Source organism: Enterococcus sp. AAFC-DPL-6103, from assembly GCF_058216595.1.
Genome location: NZ_CM177102.1, coordinates 1,517,704 through 1,537,921, shown reverse-complemented (window position 1 = coordinate 1,537,921; position 20,218 = coordinate 1,517,704). Strand labels below are relative to the sequence as shown.

The window sequence follows — 20,218 nt, the reverse complement described above, 5'->3', positions numbered from 1 at the left end:
CCTCGCAAAATAGGAGAAGCTATTTTGGATGGTCGCTCGCTATCTAGTCGGAGCTGACCGCTTGGAGCCACAACCTTTATTTAAACAAACTTTTGATTTTATCAGTGATACCATCAACATCGATATCTTTCAAAAGGTTTTTTGCTTGCTCAACATAGTTGCCAAGTTCATCCTTATGGTCTTCGATAAATTGTTTTGCTTCGTCTAAGTTTCCTTCATTAACCATTTCTTTTACTTTTGCAATTAATTCGTCTTTATTCATTTTATCCCATCCTTTATAGTTATTAAAAAGTAACGAATAACAATATAAAATGCTTTTAATATCATGTTCAGATTACTTTTACATTATTAGTTTATCAGATAATAAGTTTTTTTTACATAATAGTTGTTATGAAATTTGACTGCATTGCTAAAGTATGAGAGAAAACTCATTCCTAGGTCGGAGGTTTCTGTTTTCTGTTTCTAGTTATAATAAATGCAATAACATAGGAGGTAGGAAAATGAAAGTAGTTAAATTTTTTGTAGGAATTATTCTGATTGGCGGGTTAAGTTTGTTTGGATTAAAGATGTATACGGCAAACCAACATGGTGAATTTGCTGGTATAGCGGATCAACTGAATCCGTTGGTAACAGAAGGAGAAGTTTATGTAAAAACAAAAAAACCAGATTCTGTTAATAGTTACGGAACAGCAACCTATGTTCAGGAAGCGGCAGATGAAAACGGGAAAAAACGAATCGTTGAATTCAACGGACTTGGCGTGTTAAAAGAAGAGCGTTATTTGAAGTTGAAAAATAAAGGTGCGCATGTTGAAACATACGAAGAAGTCGAAAAAAGCAAAGTTCCTGAAAAAGCATTAGCACTTATTGGATAATGAACATAAAAATAAAAAGGAGTTGCGACAAACGACGCAACTCCTTTTTAAAATGATCGGAAAATATAAACCCAGAATTGGGATGGTAGGGTTCGAACCTGCAATTGCTTGATTCAGAGTCAAGTGCCTTACCAGTTTGGCTACATCCCAATGACTCAATGCAAATTTATGTTAGCACTTATTAAGAAAAACGCAACTAATTTAACTTGTTCGTTACTTATTTTTTTTGACTCGTTCGATTCGACGTTCGATTTTTCTAACCAGACTAGATGGTAAACCTGTTATTTCGGCCACAGAAATAGTTGAAGAAAGAAGTTTTAATTCAAGGGATAGTTCGTTTTTCAAATGGTAGATATTTGCTAAACGCTCAACATATTCAAAGTGCGTATATTCAGTTTGTAAAATCAAAAATTTCAGGATGTCAATTGCTTTTTCAAAATCTTGTTCAGCATAATACGCCAAAGCTTGACGATATAATTTGATCTCCAATTGATTCAATGAAGAAGGACGGTGACGATTTGTCCATTCATTAACGGAAACTTTTCCCTGAACATTACCAGAATCATCACGTACAAAAATGATTGGAATTTCATTTGCATTCGGTTTTTTTTGATTGAATCTTTCCATGATGATGCCTCCTCCTTCAAACTAGAATCTTCTTGTCTAAAGTATATGTCATTCTCTGAAAGAACGCTAGTTACTTTTTTCCAAGGTTAACATTTGTCCACCCATTGCTTCAAAGACCTCAGTAAAATCTTCGATTGGAACTGCTCGATTTTTTTCACCATAGGGATCGTTCACGTAAATCGTATCCTCATCATAGCCTGTTACGACACAAGCATGAATGAGAGGAGTAACAGAAACTTCTCCATTTTGGGTGGTCCAAGTCATGAAATCATTATCATCAGGAACCTCAAATTCAATGGTGACACTAGTCCAAACGGGTTTATCTTCATTTAAGGCCTCTTTGATATCAGTAAGTGACGCTTCCTTTTTTGCTTGAGCGTGGTAGCTGGTTTGTACTATTTCTTGTGCGAGTGCAGCAATTGGTGCAACATAGACACCCATAGCCCAGTCCCCACCAGAAATATCACCAACAAATCCTTCATTTGGATCACCATGGGTGCCATCTTCATTGAATACAGGTACATAGGTAAGCTCATTTGCTAATTGGTTTTTGTTTGTTTCAAAGCCATAGTAATTTAAAAGCATAGAAAGGGCAGTTACTTCACAGCCATTTTCTAAAGCTGGTTCGTCGAACTGATTTGCAAGTGGGACATCTAAAATGATTTCATTCGCTCCATTTGACTTCTTTTTAGCTGGAGGTTTCTGATTCTCTTGATTTTGCTGCGACGTTTCGTTTGAGTTGGGAGTTGTTAACCAATAAATTGAACCAGCAGTGAGTAAACTGATACTAACAATCCCTGTTAATTTTTTTGCAACTTTCTTTTTCATAAGGACCTCCAATTATTCCACAAGGGAACATCTTACATTCTTGGTATTATAAAGTTTTTTTTGAGAATGTAAAATACTTTTTCATCGATTATCGGTGAAAAAAGTTTACATAAAAAAATTAACAGCTAGTAATTATTTTTTCAACCATTTCAACTTCATCACTGAGAGAAAGAAAAAATGAATAATTCCGTTCTTTTTTATGAATTTTCAGCGAAGCTTTCGTGTTTAGAAGGGGTTTTATTTGTGAAAACGAAACCAGTAAGCTATAATGCCAATATGGTTTGTTCAAAAAATTGTTAGCAAGTGTTAACCGGCGATGACAATGAACATTCTGCCTGAATAAAATACTTCAGGAAAGAAAATGGGGCAGCAGTGTAGGAGGATTTTGATGACGGAAGAAATGATAAATTTAGGAGAAAAATATTCTTGTAAGCCAATTGGATTCACACAACCAGTTGTTGGAGAAGTAGTATCAAAAATGACAAATTGTGCCGTAGTCAAAGTTGCTCAATGTGCTGACGAAGATCAAAAGTTATTGGAAGAGAAATCCAGCATGGTTGTTGCAAAATATGATACATTTGAATAAAAAATAAAAAGGACAAGTAGTTCTAACGCGAAAAGTGTTGCTACGTGTCCTTTTTGCTGTTTTTTTAAAAGTTCTATATACTTAGTAGAAAGAGAAAAGTTTTCTTGAGATGAAAGAAGAGAGGTGATGTACAATGATAACGACTTTTACTTTGTTATTATTTGCATTTGTTTTTGTCATGTTTTTATTCTTATGGTTCGTCCGCAGAGAAATTGTTTATAAAGCTGTCCGAAATCGTTGGGTTTATCTGGTAGTGCCATTTCTAGTGGTCTTAGTGATCTGGTTTACTGTCATTAGTCAGCCAACGCTAGACGATTTGGTGAAGGCTGTTTTATCAGCAATGATCTTTATCAGTTTTTTATTGGATAGCCGCGGGATCACAGAAGATGGTTTAGTTTTAAATAGCTTTGATAAACGAGGCGTTCCTTTTTCTGAGATCAATCGAATCGTTTTATATCAACCACAAGGTTCAAATGAAGTAAAAATGAACTTTTTCCGTAAAGGTTGGCGTGGGCCAATGCTAAAATTTTCGACTTCTTTAGAGGAACTGGTGCCATTTTTAGCGCAGCGATTAAATGATGATGCGCAAATTGACATTATGATTGATGAAGAGTAAAGGATGTCGCGCGAAGTGTTCAGCGCCAATAAATAAGGATAAATTGGCAGAAATTGTTCCTCAAATTTTGAACAATTTGTTCTTATTTTGAAGGAGTTACTTCTTGAACACCGTAGATGAAGGAGGTGGCACAAGGTGCTTAACTCTCAAAAATATTCATCTATTTTAAATGATACAATCAGTTTTGTTTTCTATAAAAAGATTATTTTAAACGAAAAAGGACACGCTTAGGTTTATCCTAAACGTGTCCTTTTTTGCCTTGTGCGTAGCTTAGCTAAATACGCGGAAACGATCTTCGTCGTTCATGTATTCTTTTTCGCCAGCAGGTGATTCAACAGAACCGAAGACTAATTGAGAACGTAGTTTCCAGTTTGCAGGAATATTCCATTCTTTTGCAACTGCTTCGTCAATTACTGGATTGTAATGTTGTAAGTTTGCGCCAAGACCTTGATCAACTAATGAAACCCAAGTATTTGCTGTTGCAATACCATTTGATTGTTCTGACCAATCTGGGAAGTTATCCGCATAAAGTTCAAATTGTTCTTGTAATCCTTTAACGATGTCAGTGTCTTTAAAGAATAAAACAGTTCCGTAACCATTTTTGAAGCCAGCTAATTTTTGTTGTGTGTTAGGAAAAGCTTCAGCAGGCGTTAATGGTCGAAGTGCTTCTTCAGTGATTTCCCATAATTTTTCGTGAGCATCACCGAAAAGAATGACAGCGCGTGTTGATTGTGCATTGAAAGCAGTTGGGCTTTCTTTGATTGCTTCTTTGATAAGTGCTTCTAACTCTGTGTTTGATAGTGAAACGTTGCGCCCCAAATGATAGATAGAACGGCGTTTTTTTAAAGTGTCTGTAAATGTAGTCATAATATACTCTCCCTTTGAATGTTGTTTTTTTAACTTACTTTTTGTAATTGAATACAAAATGAAGTATATCATCTTACAAAAAGTAAGTAAACAGAAATGCTCAAAAAAATTCAACTTTTTTTGAAGAAAAATTGAATGAGAAAGCGAAAAGAGTGATAGCGGTTACTTGACTGTTTTAGCGACTTTTTCCGCTTTATTCATGGAAAGGTCCTATATAATTATTAAATGTGTGTTTTTTTATTCTTATTATTTTGTCATTGAATTTTACTTATTTTTATAGAAAAGAAGTATATATTTCTTAGATAAGTTTTTCAGTTAAATTTTTTGGTGAATATGTTTATTATTTTCTGAAAATTTAAAGAATTGGGGTATGGATTATGGAAAATCAACAAGATAAGGGCTTCTTTGGCCAGCCGAAGGGGTTATCAACATTGTTCTTCACTGAGATGTGGGAACGATTCAGTTATTATGGAATGCGCGCATTACTTCTTTATTATATGTATGATGCAGTTTCAAATGGTGGTCTTGGATTACCACGTACAACAGCCTTAGCAATCATGTCAATTTATGGTTCACTTGTGTTTATGTCAAGTATTGTTGGTGGTTGGATTTCTGACCGTTTACTTGGAGCAAAGCGAACAGTATTTTTTGGTGGAGTATTCATCATGTTTGGTCACATTGTTTTAGCAACACCATTTGGAGTAGGAGCATTATTTATTTCAATGGCATTGATCATTATGGGGACAGCTTTGCTGAAACCAAATGTATCTGGAATGGTAGGCCATCTTTACTCAAAAACAGATTTGCGTCGTGACGCAGGTTTCTCAATCTTTTATATGGGTGTAAACTTGGGGGCGTTACTAGCACCGCTAATCGTTGGGACTTTAGGTCAAGAATATAACTATCATTTAGGGTTCTCACTAGCAGCGTTTGGGATGTTCTTTGGTTTATTGCAATATATCATTCAAGGGCGTAAAACATTAGACGGTGTTGGAACGAAAGCACCAAACCCATTAACGCCAGAAGAACGTAAAGGTTTTATTCGTAACTTTGTTATTGCGATTGTCGTAATTATTGCTATTTTTGGTGGTGCGCAATTAACTGGTCATCTTTCGATTGATTTCTTTGTTAATTCGATCAGCGTACTTGGAATTGTGTTACCTATTTTCTATTTTGTAAAAATGTTAACGTCAAAAGATGTTTCTGCAGAAGAAAAACCACGTGTGTTAGCATATATTCCATTGTTTTTAGCAGCAATTATTTTCTGGTCATTACAAGAGCAAGGCTCATCTATTCTTGCATTGTTTGCCAGTGAACGAACACAATCAACTTTATTTGGTGTAACGATCCAAGCAAGTTGGTTCCAATCATTAAATCCGATTTTCATTTTTGTTTTGACACCTGTCTTCGTTACTTTATGGACAAAATTGGGACAAAAACAACCATCTACTGTTGTGAAATTTGCACTTGGGTTATTATTTGCTGGACTTTCTTACTTATTATTGATGTTACCAGGTTTATTATATGGAACAGCTGGAAAAGTAAGTCCAATGTGGTTGGTGGGGAGCTTCTTCATCATCGTAATTGCGGAATTGTGTTTATCACCAGTTGGTCTATCAGTAACAACAAAACTAGCACCGCGCGCATTTGAATCACAAACGATTGCTATCTGGTTCCTAGCGGATGCCTCATCACAGGCAATTAATGCGCAAATCGCTCGTTTTTACACACCGGCAACTGAATCAGCATATTTTGGAATCATTGGGGTCGTTGCCATTGTTGGCGGGATTTTATTGTTTACAATCAAAGAACCAATTAAGAAACTGATGGGTTCAATTCATTAAAAATTTTTAGTGCCTAGGGCAATCGATGCCCTAGGCTTTTTTTTGTGGCAAGTTTATCGAGATGTTCTTAAAGCAACTTTCTCATAAAGTTTGTATTTACTTTAAAATAAAAAGAATTTCTTTGTGTGATTGTGTATGCTATTGTTGAAGGGAAATGATTTGCGCTACAACCTTTTTCTCGGTGTTCTCAAAGCAACTTCTCGAAATAATTCGTAATTGACCAAAAATATGGAAAGCTATTATTGTCAGTTGCTCATTATTTTGTCGAAGCTGACCGCTTTGCGCCACAACCTTTTTTTTAAAAGTTATTTCTTTTCATCAAAAACCTTGATAAGTAGAACAAATGTTCAGTTTTTTTGTTATAATAGAGGAGCATCAAAAAGTAAAGGAGGAGTAAAATGTCTTTACAATTTATTCTCGGCTCAGGTAAAAAAGATCATCGAACAGCATTAATTGATGAGGCGACGGCTTGGTTAGAAGCAGCTCCTCAAAATCAAGTCTTTTTCCTTGTCCCTAATTACAATAAATTTGAACAAGAACAAGAATTATTAGCAATGTTACGTCAGCGCAAAGGAACAAAAAACTTTAGTACGACAAATGTCCAAGTTTTCAGTTTTTATCGACTCGCATGGTACATTTTACAGCAGACAACTTTGCTTTCAGGTAATAGTATCACCGAAACTGGCTCAGCCATGATTCTGCGTCAGATTTTAGAAAAAAATCGCGAAAAGTTGACTATTTTTCGTGGCGAGGTCAACAAAAAAGGGTTTATCAAGCAACTCCAAGAATTGTATGAAGAAATGCGCACAGGAAATATTCAGCCTAATGATTTAACGGCTGGCTTAACGACGAAAGGACCAAAAGAAGCAGATCAACAATTGAAAATGCAAGATTTGCGATTGATTTTTTCTGCGTATGAAGAAGAATTATTTGACCGTATGTTACAAGCCGAAGATGCTTTGACGATTTTGAGTGAATATCTCTACCAACATGATTTCCAACATGTGAAATTTTTGATGACGGGCTTTTCTCGCGTCAATGCGCAGGAATATCAACTGTTAAGCGCGATGATGGTAAAAGGAAATCTGGTTGTCGATTTATTACTTGATCGTCCTTATCCGAATGAAGTGCCTGAACCTTTAAATTTATTTTACGAAACAGGAAAGTTATATTTTCGCTTATTGAATGGAGCAAGGGAACATCGTGCGCCAATTTTAGTTGATCAATATGCACCAGCGAAAGAAGTACCAGAGGCGTTAGCCACACTACAAGATATGTGGGAAGAAACAAGTAGTCATAAGCAAAATCGTTCACGGAAAATCGGTGCACAAAAGACGATTCATTTGTGGGAGGCGGAGACACCGACAGAAGAAGTCCAACAGCTTGCTGTAGAAATTCGTCGTTTGGTAAGCGAAGGAGAATGTCGGTATCGCGATATCCAAGTACTGACGAAAGATATGCTGCTTTATGGTAATTTACTAAAACCGATTTTTCAAGAAATGGCGATTCCGTTTTATCTTGATGAAGAACAATTGATGGAAAATCATCCCTTGGTTGAATGGATCAATAGTTTGTTTGCTTTAGATCGTTACGCGTATCGTTTGACTGATATTATGCGATTTTTCAAAACGGAGTTATTGATTGCTCCAGAAAATTCAGAATTAGAACAAGAACATTGGCAAGTTATAAGAGATGACTTTCGTAAGAAACTGGATCTCACAGAAAATGTTGCTTTGGCTTATAATTATCAAGGAAATTATTGGACCCGTGCAAAGGATTGGACGTTTGTTTCTTACAACTTTGAATCAAAAGAAATGGAGGATGTCCAAGAACTACAAGAGCAATCAAATGAGATTCGACGCTTATTCCAGAGTAATATCCCAAGTTTCTTTAAAAAAATCAAAAGCTGTGAAAATGGACAAGAAGCCGCTAGTGTTTTTTATCAGTTTTTAGTAACGAGTGGTGTCCGGCAACAACTTTTATTTTGGCGAAACCAAGAAGTTGCTCGCGGAAACTTAGCTCAAGCAAGAAATCACGAGCAAACGTGGGGAGCATTGATTGACTTATTGGATGAGTTTGCATTGATTTATGGAGAAACCAGTTTCGAATGGGAAATCTTCCAAGATATTATCAGTAGTGGATTAGAAAACCTAAGTTATGGGAAGATTCCTACAGCAATTGATCAAGTTCAAGTGAATCGCTTGGAATTGGTTCGGCCAAATCAAGCAAAAATCACTTTTGCTTTGGGTTTGAATGATCAAACCTTTCCAGCTCGTCAAGAAACTAAAGGGTTGTTGTCTAGCGAAGAACGAGAACAGTTGAATCAAGCATTGGCTGAAGGCCAATATTTGTTTGATCCTACAACGGAAAGTATGTCTTCTGAGCCTTTTCAAGCTTATTTGGTCTTTCTTTCAGGCACAAAGCGACTTTATTTAAGCTATGCGCAAAGTTATGATACGGATCGAAGTTTGAAAATTTCTCCTTATTTACAACGAATCAATCATTACTTAGCAATACCAATCGAGAAAAAAACGCGGTTAACGGTAACTAGTGATCCAGCAAATTATATTGGCACGTATCGGAGTGCTATTGATGCGTTGAATCGAATGTTTCGTTTGGCAGCGGATGAGAAACAACAATTAGCGAAAGTTTGGACTGAATTAAGAGAAGTTGTTCTTCATTCTACTTGGCGCAATTTTGCTTTGCGTGTATTTGAGAGTCAGTCTCATTTGAATGTACCAGTCTCATTACCGACAGAGTTAGCAGAGCAGTTATACGGGAAAGAAATCTATACATCTATTTCTCGCATGGAAAATTTCTACAATTGTGAATATAAATATTTTGTTCAATTTGGTTTGAAGTTGAAAGAACGTATGATCTATGGATTGACCCCCGCAGCAACAGGGGATTTTTATCATGAGTCATTGGATCGTTTCTTTAAACTATTATTTTCAAATCAACTTTCACTTGTTAGTATGACGGAAAAAGAACGCCAAGAATTCACTGAAAAAGTTCTCCAAGAAGTGTTTGGTGAATTACGCTTTGAAATTTTAGATAGCTCTGCTCGGATGAACTATATTCGTTATCAATTGAGTCAAACAATCCAAAAAGTTGCATGGGCATTACAAAAACAAAGTAAAAATACGGGTTTACATCCATTACAAACAGAGATTTTATTTGGACAAATCGCAGGGGCAAAAGGGATCCCCGGTTTGGAATTACCTTTGCAAAATGGCGGGAAACTTCATGTTCGCGGGAAAATCGACCGTATCGATACGGCAACAGAACAAGATGAAACATGGTTAAGTGTCGTGGACTATAAATCAAGTGGGCGAACATTTGATGTTACGGAAGCTTACTATGGGATGGCTATGCAACTATTGACTTACTTAGATGTTGCTTTGATGGACGCAGTAAGCTTAACCGGACAAGCTACAGTCAAGCCTGCTGGTTCTTATTATTTACATGTCCATAATCCCGTATTAACAGAGAATGAAGAGATCGAAAAGAATACGTTGAAAAAATTTAGTTATGATGGTGTTTTTGTTGACGATCCGGGATTGTTGGAAGTTCTTGATCATTCGCTAGAAGCGAAAGAACAATCTTTAATCTATCCAGTGAAAAAAAATGCGAAAGATGAATATCAAAAAGGCAGCTACAGTAAAGAAAAATTCTTCACAGAAGAAGAACTACATCAGTTTATGGCACATAATCGTAAAAATATGCGTTTAGCTGGTGACGCAATCACTTCGGGAGAAATCAAACTGAATCCAGCGTATAAAGATAAACAGCGTATTGCTTGTCAATTTTGTCCATTTCGAAGTGTCTGCACTTTTGATGTGATGTTAAAAGAAAATAATTATCATCGTTTAGAAAAATTGGATAAGGATGAAGCATTACGCAGAATTTTGAAACGAGGTGAAGAAGAGTGAGTCAGATTCCGTTAAAGCCCCAAAATGAACGTTTTACAGATGAACAATGGCAAGCCATTTTTGATCGCGGGGACAATTTGCTGGTCTCCGCTTCAGCAGGATCTGGGAAAACGACGGTTCTTGTTCGTCGAGTGATTGAAAAACTTAAAATGGGTGTAAACATTGATGAACTCTTGATTGTTACGTTTACTGAAGCCGCTGCACGTGAAATGAAAGAAAGAATCCAAGAAGCTTTGCAGTCGGCAATCAATGATGAAACAGATACACAACGTCAACAACATTTTACAAAACAATTGATGTTGCTTCCTACTGCTAATATTTCGACACTACACGCATTTTGTTTAACTGTCATTCGTCGTTTTTATTACTTGATTGATATCGATCCGGTTTTTCGAATGTTAACAGATGAAACAGAAACGTTATTGATGAAAGAAGATGTGTGGGACGAATTACGTGAACGCCTTTACGGAGAAAAAAATGAGCGGTTTTTCCAATTAACGACGAACTTTTCAAATGATCGATCAGATGAAGGATTGACTGATTTGATCTTTTCTCTTTATGAATTTGCGCGTGCCAATCCAGATCCAGCTAATTGGCTTAAACATTTGAGTGACGCTTATCGCTTAGAAGGCTCACTTAGCGAATCGGCATTATATCAAGAGCAACTACGCCCGTTGATTTTGGCAGATGTTTTTCAATGTGTACAAGATTACGAAGAAATGGTTCGTTTAGCTCAGACGGAAGGCTTGGAAAAAATGTATGACCAGGTTTTGGAGGAACGTGAAAGAGTCAACGCAATCTATGAGGCATTTATGCAAGACCAACTAGATGTTGCTTATCAAGGTTTAGAAAACTTAACCTTTTCCACATTTAAAAGCAGTCGAAAAGCAGAGCTGAAAGAGTTATCAGCAGAAATAAAAACTCTTCGAGATCGATCGAAAAAAATGATTCAAGAAATCAGTAAGAATTATTTTGCTGTTTCACCCGTGCAAATGGAAGCCATTATGACACAAACTCTTCCTTTAGTAGAAGAGATGTGTCAAGTAACACAAGCATTTATGGCTGGATTTAGTGAAAAAAAACGTGAAAAAGGTGTATTAGATTTTAATGACCTAGAGCATTTAGCGTTGATGATTTTGACCAAAAGAACTGCGAACGGTTGGGCAGCAAGTGAAGCCTCGAACTATTATCGAGAGAAATTTAAAGAAGTAATGGTTGATGAGTATCAGGATGTCAATCAGCTACAAGAGGCAATTTTATACTGGTTAAGAGAACCAGATCCAACGAACGGAAATCTTTTCATGGTTGGAGATGTCAAGCAGTCCATTTACTCTTTCCGTTTAGCCGATCCAAGTTTATTCATCAAAAAATATCAAGATTTTTCAAAGGCAGACGGTGGTAGAAGAATCGTTCTGGCAGAAAATTTTCGTTCACGAGAAGAAGTATTACATTTCACCAATTTAATTTTTAGTCAAATTATGGATGAACAAGTTGGCCAGATTACCTATGATGAAGCTGCAAAATTAGCATTAGGTTTTCCTGATTTTCCTAATAGTACGCAGTTCGATCCAGAAATTTTGATTTATGAAAAAGAACAGGAAGAAACTACGGAAGAGTTGCCTTCGGATGACTTCCTTGAAGATAAAACAGAGGGCGAATTATTGATGACAGGGTTGAAAATTCGTGAATTAGTTGATAGTAAATGGGAAATCTATGATAAAAAATTGAAAGCGAATCGACCAGTTGAATATGGCGATATTGTTTTGCTAACACCGACGAAAAAAAATAATTTAACGATTTTAGATGTGTTCAAGACATTAGATATTCCATTGGAAATGAACGACGCCCAAAATTATTTCCAAGCAACGGAGATTCGGACAATGATTTCATTATTACAAATCATTGATAATCCTTATCAAGATATTCCTTTGGTAGCTATTTTACGTTCACCAATCGTTGGCTTGATTGAACCTGAATTGGCACAGATTCGCTTAGCTGATCGAAACCATACATTCTTTGATGCGCTTTTGACTTATGAAAAAATGAATCAAGATCACTTGAGCGCTAAGCTCTCTGATTTTAGAGAGTTATTGGACAAGTGGCGTGAACTTGCGCGACGTTCTTCAATTGCAGATTTGCTTTGGACTATTTACTATGAAACAGGTTACCTAGAATATGTGGTAGGATTACCGGCTGGTGTCCAACGGCAAGCAAATTTGTATGCGCTAGTAGATCGTGCGAAAGCTTATGAGCAAAGTTCGTTTCGAGGGCTGTATCAATTCGTTCGTTTCATCGAAAAAATGCAAGAAAAAGAAAAAGATTTGGCAGAACCTGTCATTGCTGTGGAAGACAATGCAGTACGGGTGATGACGATTCACGCGAGTAAAGGACTAGAGTTTCCCGTTGTCTTTTTGCTGGACATGACGAAAGAATTCAATTTACAAGATTTACGAAAACGCTATGTCTTTGAGGAAAAATTAGGGGCAGGAATCCGCTACATGGACCCGCAAACTCGTGTGTTATTTGATACATTACCTTTTCAAGCAATCAAATTAGCTAGACAAAACAAATTATTGTCGGAGGAAATGCGTAAGTTATATGTCGGATTGACTCGTGCGGAACAAAAACTGTTTATTGTGGGCTCCTATAAGAGTCGCGAACAAACAATCAAAACGTGGAACGAAGCGCGAAATACAGCAGACCTTGTTCTGGATCCAGCACTCCGTTTAAAAGGTCGAGGAAGTTTACTGAATTGGATTGGTTATAGCTTGATTCGTCATCCTCGAATGTCCGAATATTTAGAGGAAGAGTCAACAATGACTTTAGCTGATGTGAAGGATTCCTTTAGCATTATATGGATGAACCAACAAGCGTTAGTCGAAAAACGACACCAACTTGCACAGCGAGAACCTTCTTTAGTTAAACCGAAAGAAAACCAAAATGGCTTATCAGAGACTCTGCGTCAACGTTTAACCTATGTTTATCCTTATCAGGCGGCCACTCAAACGACTAGTTACCAATCTGTTTCAGAAATCAAACGATTATTTGAAGATCCAGATGATAGTCAGGCAACAAAGTTAAGTTGGGAAGACAATCAAACAAAAGCAAAAAATCATCAATTTCGTTATACACAAGAACAACTAGCCGAACCTAAATTTTTACAAAAAGGTGTGTCGGCAACTGCAATTGGAACAGTCACACATACATTGTTGCAGTTATTGCCATTGGTGCCACCAACAGAAGAATCGATCCAAGCGTTATTAGTAGAGCTAGTCAAAAAAAGGTTAGTAGATCAACAGGTGGCAAAAAAAGTCGACGTTTCTGCAATTCTTTGGTTTTTTGAAACAGACTTTGGAAAGCAACTATTGAAGAATGCCGCAAAAGTGAAAAGAGAGCAACCATTTGCGATGTTGATGACAGCAGATGAAGTGTTTGAAAATTATCCAGATGAAAGCGATGAATTACTTATTCACGGAATCATTGACGGCTATATTGAATTTGCAGATGAAATCTATCTTTATGATTTCAAAACAGATTTTCTTATGAATCCAGATAATCCAGATGAGGTTGATAAAGTTGTCCAAAAATATTTAGGACAACTTCGACTTTACCAACAAGCATTAGCAGATTCTTTAGGAAAACCTGTAACGAATACCTTTTTAGTTTTATTACGTGGCAAAAAAATCATAAATGTTAACAAAAGATTATGAATAAGCATAAGTTGCTTACACTTTGTAAGTATTATGCTATACTCTTCAAAAAGAGGTGAGTAAGATGGAGCTTACACAGACAGACTTTGTTCTATGTCCGAAGTTTGAGAAAACTTTCTCAATTTTGGGAAAAAAATGGAACGGATTAATTATTGATGTATTATTAGAAAATGGTCCGCAACGCTTTGTTGATCTTGCTACAAAGATTCCGATGGTTAGCGACCGAGTATTGGTCGAGCGTCTAAAAGAGTTAGAAAAAGAAGGAATTGTTACTCGAAATATCTCCTGTAATGAATCTAATCGTTCTGAGTATCTTTTAACTGAAAAAGGAGCAGATCTACAAAACTCAATCAAACAGTTACAAGTTTGGAGTGAAAAGTGGGTTACTGAGGAAGAATGCAGTTGATTTCAGGACAAAATTCTTGTAGAATTGATTTTGTAAATTGTAAATAAACAAAGAACCATGACGAAAAAGAGTAGTTTGGCTAAACCAGATCAGGGAGATTTGCCATAGACTGAGAGCAAATTCTGTGTTTGAAAAATGAAGTTCACTTTCTGAGTTCGCCTAGTTTTTGCTACTAGGCCGGCAATTATTGTCGTTAATCAAGTAAGTGTGTGAGTAGCTAATCGCTTTACTCACAAATTAGGATGGTATCGCGAAGACCTCGTTCCTTGATAGGAATGAGGTCTTTTTTTGTATTTGAATTTGAAGGAGGAAACCAGCAATGTCTTTACAAGCACAACTCGAAAGCTTGAAAGAAGCAACGATTGTTAAAATTAATGCCGCACAGGATTTGAAAGAATTGAATCAAATCCGCGTGGAAACGTTAGGGAAAAAAGGCCCGATTACCGAAGTTCTTCGTGGAATGAAAGACCTTAGTCCAGAGGAAAGACCAAAAGTAGGTAGCTTTGCAAATGAAATTCGTGATTTTTTAACAGTAGAAATTGAACGTAAAAAAGAAGTTCTTGAAGAAGAAGCACTGAATGCTGCTTTAGCAAAAGAAACACTTGATGTGACTCTACCCGGTCGTCAAGTAAAGCAAGGAACACGCCATATCTTGACACAAATCATGGAAGAAATCGAAGATATTTTTGTTGGAATGGGTTATCAAATCGTTGAAGGTTACGAAGTAGAGTCAGATCACTACAACTTTGAACGAATGAATTTACCAAAAGACCATCCGGCACGAGATATGCAAGATACGTTTTATATTTCCGAAGATATTTTAATTCGCACACATACTTCGCCTGTTCAAGCACGAACAATGGAAAAACATGATTTCTCAAAGGGTGCATTACGTATGATTTCACCTGGGAAAGTGTTCCGTCGTGACACGGATGATGCCACTCATAGCCATCAATTCCATCAAATTGAAGGTCTTGTGATTGATAAAAATGTAACAATGGGTGACTTGAAAGGAACATTGGAAGTTGTTATGAAAAAAATGTTCGGGGAAGATCGCAAAATTCGTTTGCGTCCAAGTTATTTCCCATTCACTGAACCATCTGTTGAAGTAGATGTTAGCTGTTTCAAATGTGGAGGCAAGGGTTGTAACGTCTGCAAATATACGGGTTGGATTGAAATTTTAGGTGCTGGAATGGTTCATCCAAATGTTTTAGAGATGTCAGGGATCGATCCAAATGAATATTCAGGATTTGCTTTTGGACTTGGACCAGATCGCGTAGCAATGTTACGTTATGGTGTTAATGATATCCGTAATTTCTATCAAAATGACTTACGTTTTTTAAGTCAGTTCAAGGGGGAGTAAAAAAGGATGTTAGTTTCATATAAATGGTTAAATAAATATGTTGATTTATCAGCAGTGACACCACAAGAATTAGCAGATAAAATGTCTGTTACTGGTATCGAGGTCGAAGGAATCGAAGTGCCAGAAGATGGTTTGAAAAAAATTGTCGTCGGTGAAGTAAAAGAATGTGTACCGCATCCTGATTCTGATCACTTATCCATTTGCCAAGTAGACATTGGTGAAGAGGAATTATCTCAAATCGTTTGTGGCGCGCCGAATGTTAAAGCGGGCATCAAAGTTATCGTTGCTTTACCCAATTCACGGATTGCTGGCAATGTGAAAATCAAAAAAGGAAAAATGCGCGGCGAAATATCCAATGGGATGATCTGTGCGTTACAAGAAATTGGTTTTTCTGATAGCGTGGTGCCAAAAGAATATGCAGAAGGTATTTATTATCTTCCTGAGGATGCTGTGAATGGTGAGCCAGTATTTTCATATCTTGGTATGGATGATTCAATTATTGAATTATCGATCACACCGAACCGCGCTGATGCACTATCCATGCGTGGTGTTGCCTATGAGGTTGGCGCAATTTATCGCCAAACACCAACATTCGATGATGAAAAACTAACCGAAGTTGATCGTTTGGCTAGTGAAAAAATTACTGTGACTGTGGAAGACAAAGAACTTGTTCCAGCGTATCAAATTCGGGTAATTGAAGGGGTTAAAATTCAACCAAGTCCACAATGGTTACAAAACCTTTTAATGAACGAAGGAATTCGTCCAATCAACAATGTAGTTGATGTAACAAATTATATCCTGTTATTGTTTGGTCAACCATTGCATGCATTTGACTATGATAAACTTGGTTCGAAAGAACTTGTTGTCCGTCATGCCAAAGAAGCAGAAGAATTAGTGACACTTGATGGTGAAACACGCCAATTGACACCAGAAAACTTGGTAATCACTAACGGCTCGGTTCCTGTTGCTTTAGCGGGTGTCATGGGTGGATTGGATTCAGAAATCACTGAAACAACGACAACAGTAGCATTAGAAGCAGCATTATTTGATCCAGTTTCTATTCGTCGAACAGCGAAACAATTCAATTTACGTAGTGAATCTTCTGCACGTTTTGAAAAAGGAATCAATCATGCAACGATTGCTGAAGCAAACGATGTTGCGGCAGCTATGATCGTCGCACTTGCTGGGGGTGAAGTTCTAACGGGTGCAGTAGCTGGTGCGGAAGTGACAGTCGAAGATGTAACAGTTCCAATCACATTACAACGAATCAATCAATATTTAGGAACAAACTTGACTAGTGCAGAAGTGAACGAGATTTTTGAAGCACTTGGTTTTGATTATCAAGAAACTAATGAAACATACGTTGTCGTTGTTCCACCAAGACGTTGGGATATTCAAATTGAAGCAGACATCATTGAAGAAGTTGCTCGTATCTATGGTTATGATCGTTTGCCATCTACATTACCAAGTGGTGAAACAGTTGCTGGAAGTTTAACGGCAGAGCAAGCAGGTACCCGTACCATTCGTACATTGCTTGAAGGTAGTGGATTGAATGAAGCAATTAGTTATGCGTTGACAACCGAAGAAAAATCTCGTCAATTCGCAATGAAAGAAACGAATATCACTCGTTTAGACTGGCCAATGAGTGAAGAGCGTTCAGTTCTTCGGATGAACTTGATTAGTGGGTTATTGGACAATGTTAATTACAATGTCGCTCGTAAAAATACTGATGTTGGTTTCTATGAAGTAGGACGTGTGTTCTATCAGGAAAATGATCCTTTGACTCATTTGCCACAAGAAGTAAAACATCTTGCGTTAGCTATTTCTGGTACATGGCAAGAAAAAGATTGGCAAACAAAAGCAGAAACAGTTGATTTCTTTACAATCAAAGGATTGTTAGAAAACATTTTTGCCCAATTATCCATTACTGAACAAATGAGTTATCAAGCAACCACTATGCCAGAAATGCATCCAGGTCGAACGGCTGCCATCTATCTTGGTGAACAATACATTGGGTTTGTTGGTCAAGTTCATCCAACGATTGCTAAAACGTATGACATTCCGGAAACGTATGTTGCAGAATTAGATTTAGTTTCACTGATTGAAGCAGCACAAGCAGGAATCACCTATCATGCTGTGACAAAATTCCCAGCCGTTAGTCGAGACATTGCTTTGTTAGTTAAAGAAGAAATAACAAATCAAGAATTAGAGACAGTAATTAAAGCATCTGCTGGTAAATTTTTAACAGAAATTCAATTATTTGATGTTTATCAAGGGGACAATATCGAAGCAGGTAACAAATCAATGGCGTATAGCTTGACATTTGTAAATCCTGAAGCGACATTGACGGATGAAGAAATCAATAAAGCTATGGATAAAGTAACCCATGCATTAACAGAAAACTTGCACGCAAGTATTCGTTGATTCTTTTCTTATCCAGAAAAACCCAGCCACGAGGCAGACGGGAAAGTCTAACTCGTGGCTGGGTTTTATTTAGTCAAAAAGCGAGGACCAAGATATTCTTCATTTTGATCCTTGCTTTTTGTTTTGATAATTAGTTGAAATAGTTGATCCCCATCGCAGATTTTACTTCTGCTAATGTTTCTGCTGCTACTTCTTTTGCAGCTAAACTGCCTTGACGTAACATTTCCATAACAGCTGCTGGATCTTTTTCAAACTCTTCACGACGTGCACGAATTGGTGCAAATTCAGCTTCTAAAACGTCAATCAAGTAACGCTTGATTTTGACGTCACCAAGACCACCACGACGATAATGTGCTTTCATGTCTTCAATTGTTTCTTTATCTGTTCCGAACACATCCAGATAAGTGAAGACCATGTTTCCTTCCACTTGACCAGGATCTTCCACATGGATGTGGTTGGGATCTGTGTACATGCTCATGACTTTTTTCTGAACAACATCAGCTGGATCAGCAATATAGATACCATTGCCCAGTGACTTACTCATTTTCCCATTACCATCAATCCCAGGTAAACGTCCCATTCCTTTTGGAGGGAAGACACCTTTTGGTTCAACAAGAACTTGACCATACGTATGATTGAAGCTTTGCACGATTTCTTGTGTTTGTTCCAACATTGGTTTTTGATCTTCACCAACAGGAACTAAATTTGCTTTGAAAGCTGTGATGTCAGCAGCTTGTGAAATCGGATAAACAAAGAAACCCGTTGGGATACTTTCGCCAAATTTCTTTTGTTCGATTTCTGATTTCACTGTTGGATTTCTTTTCACACGCCCAACACTGACCAAGTTCATGTAATACATGGCTAACTCAGATAACTCAGGAATTTGTGATTGGATAAATAAAGTTGATTTTGTCGGATCAAGACCAACAGCCAAGTAATCCAATGCGACTTGTAACACATTAGAAGAAACTTTTTCAGGATTTTTTGCATTATCTGTTAAAGCTTGCATGTCAGCAATCATGACAAACAGTTGATTCTTTTCGTCAGCTTGCATTTCCACCCGCGTTTTTAAAGAACCGACATAATGGCCAAGATGCAATCTTCCCGTTGGACGGTCTCCAGTCAATATAATATTTTTCAAAAAAGACACCTCTTTACGATTTGTAAGACTAGCACTTTATATCTTACCGTTTTTTTTTGGAAGAAACAACTAGTCAAATGAAAAAACGCGGAAAGGGTACAAAGGAAATTGAAGTGAAATGAACATTCAAAAACAAAATAGATTTGTAGAAAATAACGTAGAAACTTTACATTTCCCTTTATTATCAGATATAATATGTTTTATTAAGTATCTTTAAAAGAAATCTTACTAAATAATAATGGGAGTGTAATGATATGGCAATGATTGAATTTAAAAACGTGGAAAAGTACTATGGAAAATTCCATGCTTTGAAAAATATTAACCTCGAATTTGAGAAGGGGGAAGTAGTTGTTGTCATCGGGCCTTCAGGTTCTGGAAAAAGTACAATGTTGCGTTGCATCAATGGCTTAGAAACTATTTCCTCAGGACAACTACTGATAAATAACAAAGATTTAAGAGATAAACAGACAAAATTAACAGAAGTGCGTAAAAATATCGGGATGGTTTTTCAACATTTTAATTTATACCCCAATAAAACTGTACTAGAAAACATCACACTAGCACCAATTAAAGTGCTGAAGCAAGATCAAGCAACTGCAATCAAAAATGCTGAAAAATTTTTAGATACAGTTAATATGCTAGACAAAAAAGATTCTTACCCATCGATGCTATCTGGTGGACAACAACAGCGTGTTGCGATTGCCAGAGGTTTAGCCATGAATCCAGAGATGCTACTATTTGATGAGCCAACTTCAGCGCTTGACCCAGAAATGATTGGGGATGTACTAGACGTTATGAAGAAGTTAGCTAGAGAAGGAATGTCAATGATCGTGGTCACTCATGAAATGGGATTTGCAAAAGAAGTAGCAGATCGAGTGATTTTTATGGCTGAAGGAGAAGTTTTAGAAGAGAGTCGCGATGTAAAAGGTTTCTTTGACAATCCACAAGAAGAGCGAGCACAACAATTTATTAGTAAAGTAATCAACCATTAAAATTTAGGAG

15 protein-coding genes and 1 tRNA gene are annotated in these 20,218 nt (G+C 36.9%); 10 read left to right on the top strand and 6 right to left on the bottom strand.

The genetic code is table 11. The features are described from left to right. Nucleotides 1-76: 76 nt before the first annotated feature. Nucleotides 77-262 (bottom strand): hypothetical protein, encoded by a 186-nt coding sequence (locus tag AC4BC3_RS07355; RefSeq protein ID WP_206908679.1) that lies wholly within the window; start codon nucleotides 260-262, stop codon nucleotides 77-79. Nucleotides 263-500: 238 nt separating this feature from the next. Here AC4BC3_RS07355 and AC4BC3_RS07350 point away from each other — a divergent pair, with 238 nt between their 5' ends. Continuing rightward, nucleotides 501-872, top strand: a complete 372-nt coding sequence (locus AC4BC3_RS07350; protein WP_206908688.1) for a YxeA family protein — start codon at nucleotides 501-503, stop codon at nucleotides 870-872. A 77-nt stretch (nucleotides 873-949) separates the two neighbouring features. Here AC4BC3_RS07350 and AC4BC3_RS07345 read toward each other — a convergent pair. The 3 genes from AC4BC3_RS07345 to AC4BC3_RS07335 form a co-directional block, all read right to left on the bottom strand. Continuing rightward, nucleotides 950-1,022, bottom strand: a tRNA-Gln gene (locus AC4BC3_RS07345). Nucleotides 1,023-1,085: 63 nt separating this feature from the next. Continuing rightward, nucleotides 1,086-1,499 (bottom strand): hypothetical protein, encoded by a 414-nt coding sequence (locus AC4BC3_RS07340; RefSeq protein WP_490466168.1) that lies wholly within the window; start codon nucleotides 1,497-1,499, stop codon nucleotides 1,086-1,088. A gap of 66 nt (nucleotides 1,500-1,565) precedes the next feature. Next, nucleotides 1,566-2,327 carry a C39 family peptidase gene (locus tag AC4BC3_RS07335; protein ID WP_206908692.1) on the bottom strand — a complete coding sequence of 254 codons (762 nt, stop codon included), beginning with the start codon at nucleotides 2,325-2,327 and terminating at the stop codon, nucleotides 1,566-1,568. Between the two features lie 388 nt (nucleotides 2,328-2,715). On the opposite strand from AC4BC3_RS07335, the gene AC4BC3_RS07330 reads away from it, so the two are divergent. Both AC4BC3_RS07330 and AC4BC3_RS07325 read left to right on the top strand, forming a co-directional pair. Next, nucleotides 2,716-2,913, top strand: a complete 198-nt coding sequence (locus AC4BC3_RS07330; RefSeq protein WP_490466167.1) for a hypothetical protein — start codon at nucleotides 2,716-2,718, stop codon at nucleotides 2,911-2,913. Between the two features lie 133 nt (nucleotides 2,914-3,046). Continuing rightward, on the top strand, nucleotides 3,047-3,529 hold the full coding sequence (locus AC4BC3_RS07325; protein WP_206908694.1) for a hypothetical protein: 483 nt from the start codon (nucleotides 3,047-3,049) through the stop codon (nucleotides 3,527-3,529). A 270-nt stretch (nucleotides 3,530-3,799) separates the two neighbouring features. Here the strand turns inward: AC4BC3_RS07325 and AC4BC3_RS07320 are convergent, their stop codons facing one another. After that, the gene (locus AC4BC3_RS07320; RefSeq protein ID WP_490466166.1) at nucleotides 3,800-4,396 is read right to left on the bottom strand and encodes a nitroreductase family protein; all 597 of its coding nucleotides are present in this window, start codon (nucleotides 4,394-4,396) and stop codon (nucleotides 3,800-3,802) included. A 377-nt stretch (nucleotides 4,397-4,773) separates the two neighbouring features. On the opposite strand from AC4BC3_RS07320, the gene AC4BC3_RS07315 reads away from it, so the two are divergent. The 6 genes from AC4BC3_RS07315 to pheT all read left to right on the top strand — a co-directional run bounded on the left by AC4BC3_RS07315 (nucleotide 4,774) and on the right by pheT (nucleotide 18,075). After that, a complete protein-coding gene (locus AC4BC3_RS07315) occupies nucleotides 4,774-6,240 on the top strand; it encodes a peptide MFS transporter (protein ID WP_206908698.1) in 1,467 nt (488 codons plus the stop codon). A gap of 398 nt (nucleotides 6,241-6,638) precedes the next feature. Further along, complete coding sequence (locus tag AC4BC3_RS07310; protein WP_490466165.1) at nucleotides 6,639-10,172, top strand: PD-(D/E)XK nuclease family protein; 3,534 nt, start codon at nucleotides 6,639-6,641, stop codon at nucleotides 10,170-10,172. Further along, a complete protein-coding gene (gene addA / locus AC4BC3_RS07305) occupies nucleotides 10,169-13,882 on the top strand; it encodes a helicase-exonuclease AddAB subunit AddA (protein ID WP_490466164.1) in 3,714 nt (1,237 codons plus the stop codon). Before AC4BC3_RS07310 ends, addA begins: the two co-directional genes overlap by 4 nt. A 64-nt stretch (nucleotides 13,883-13,946) precedes the next feature. After that, on the top strand, nucleotides 13,947-14,288 hold the full coding sequence (locus tag AC4BC3_RS07300; RefSeq protein WP_206908702.1) for a winged helix-turn-helix transcriptional regulator: 342 nt from the start codon (nucleotides 13,947-13,949) through the stop codon (nucleotides 14,286-14,288). Between the two features lie 319 nt (nucleotides 14,289-14,607). Next, entirely contained in the window at nucleotides 14,608-15,651 is a 1,044-nt protein-coding gene (gene pheS / locus AC4BC3_RS07295) for a phenylalanine--tRNA ligase subunit alpha (protein ID WP_206908704.1), read from the top strand. 6 nt (nucleotides 15,652-15,657) lie between these two features. After that, complete coding sequence (gene pheT / locus AC4BC3_RS07290; RefSeq protein ID WP_490466163.1) at nucleotides 15,658-18,075, top strand: phenylalanine--tRNA ligase subunit beta; 2,418 nt, start codon at nucleotides 15,658-15,660, stop codon at nucleotides 18,073-18,075. A gap of 130 nt (nucleotides 18,076-18,205) precedes the next feature. Here the strand turns inward: pheT and trpS are convergent, their stop codons facing one another. Then, entirely contained in the window at nucleotides 18,206-19,216 is a 1,011-nt protein-coding gene (trpS, locus tag AC4BC3_RS07285) for a tryptophan--tRNA ligase (RefSeq protein ID WP_490466162.1), read from the bottom strand. A gap of 254 nt (nucleotides 19,217-19,470) precedes the next feature. Between trpS and AC4BC3_RS07280 the strand changes: the two genes are divergently transcribed. Then, on the top strand, nucleotides 19,471-20,208 hold the full coding sequence (locus AC4BC3_RS07280; RefSeq protein ID WP_206908710.1) for an amino acid ABC transporter ATP-binding protein: 738 nt from the start codon (nucleotides 19,471-19,473) through the stop codon (nucleotides 20,206-20,208). The last annotated feature ends 10 nt before the right edge of the window (nucleotides 20,209-20,218 follow it).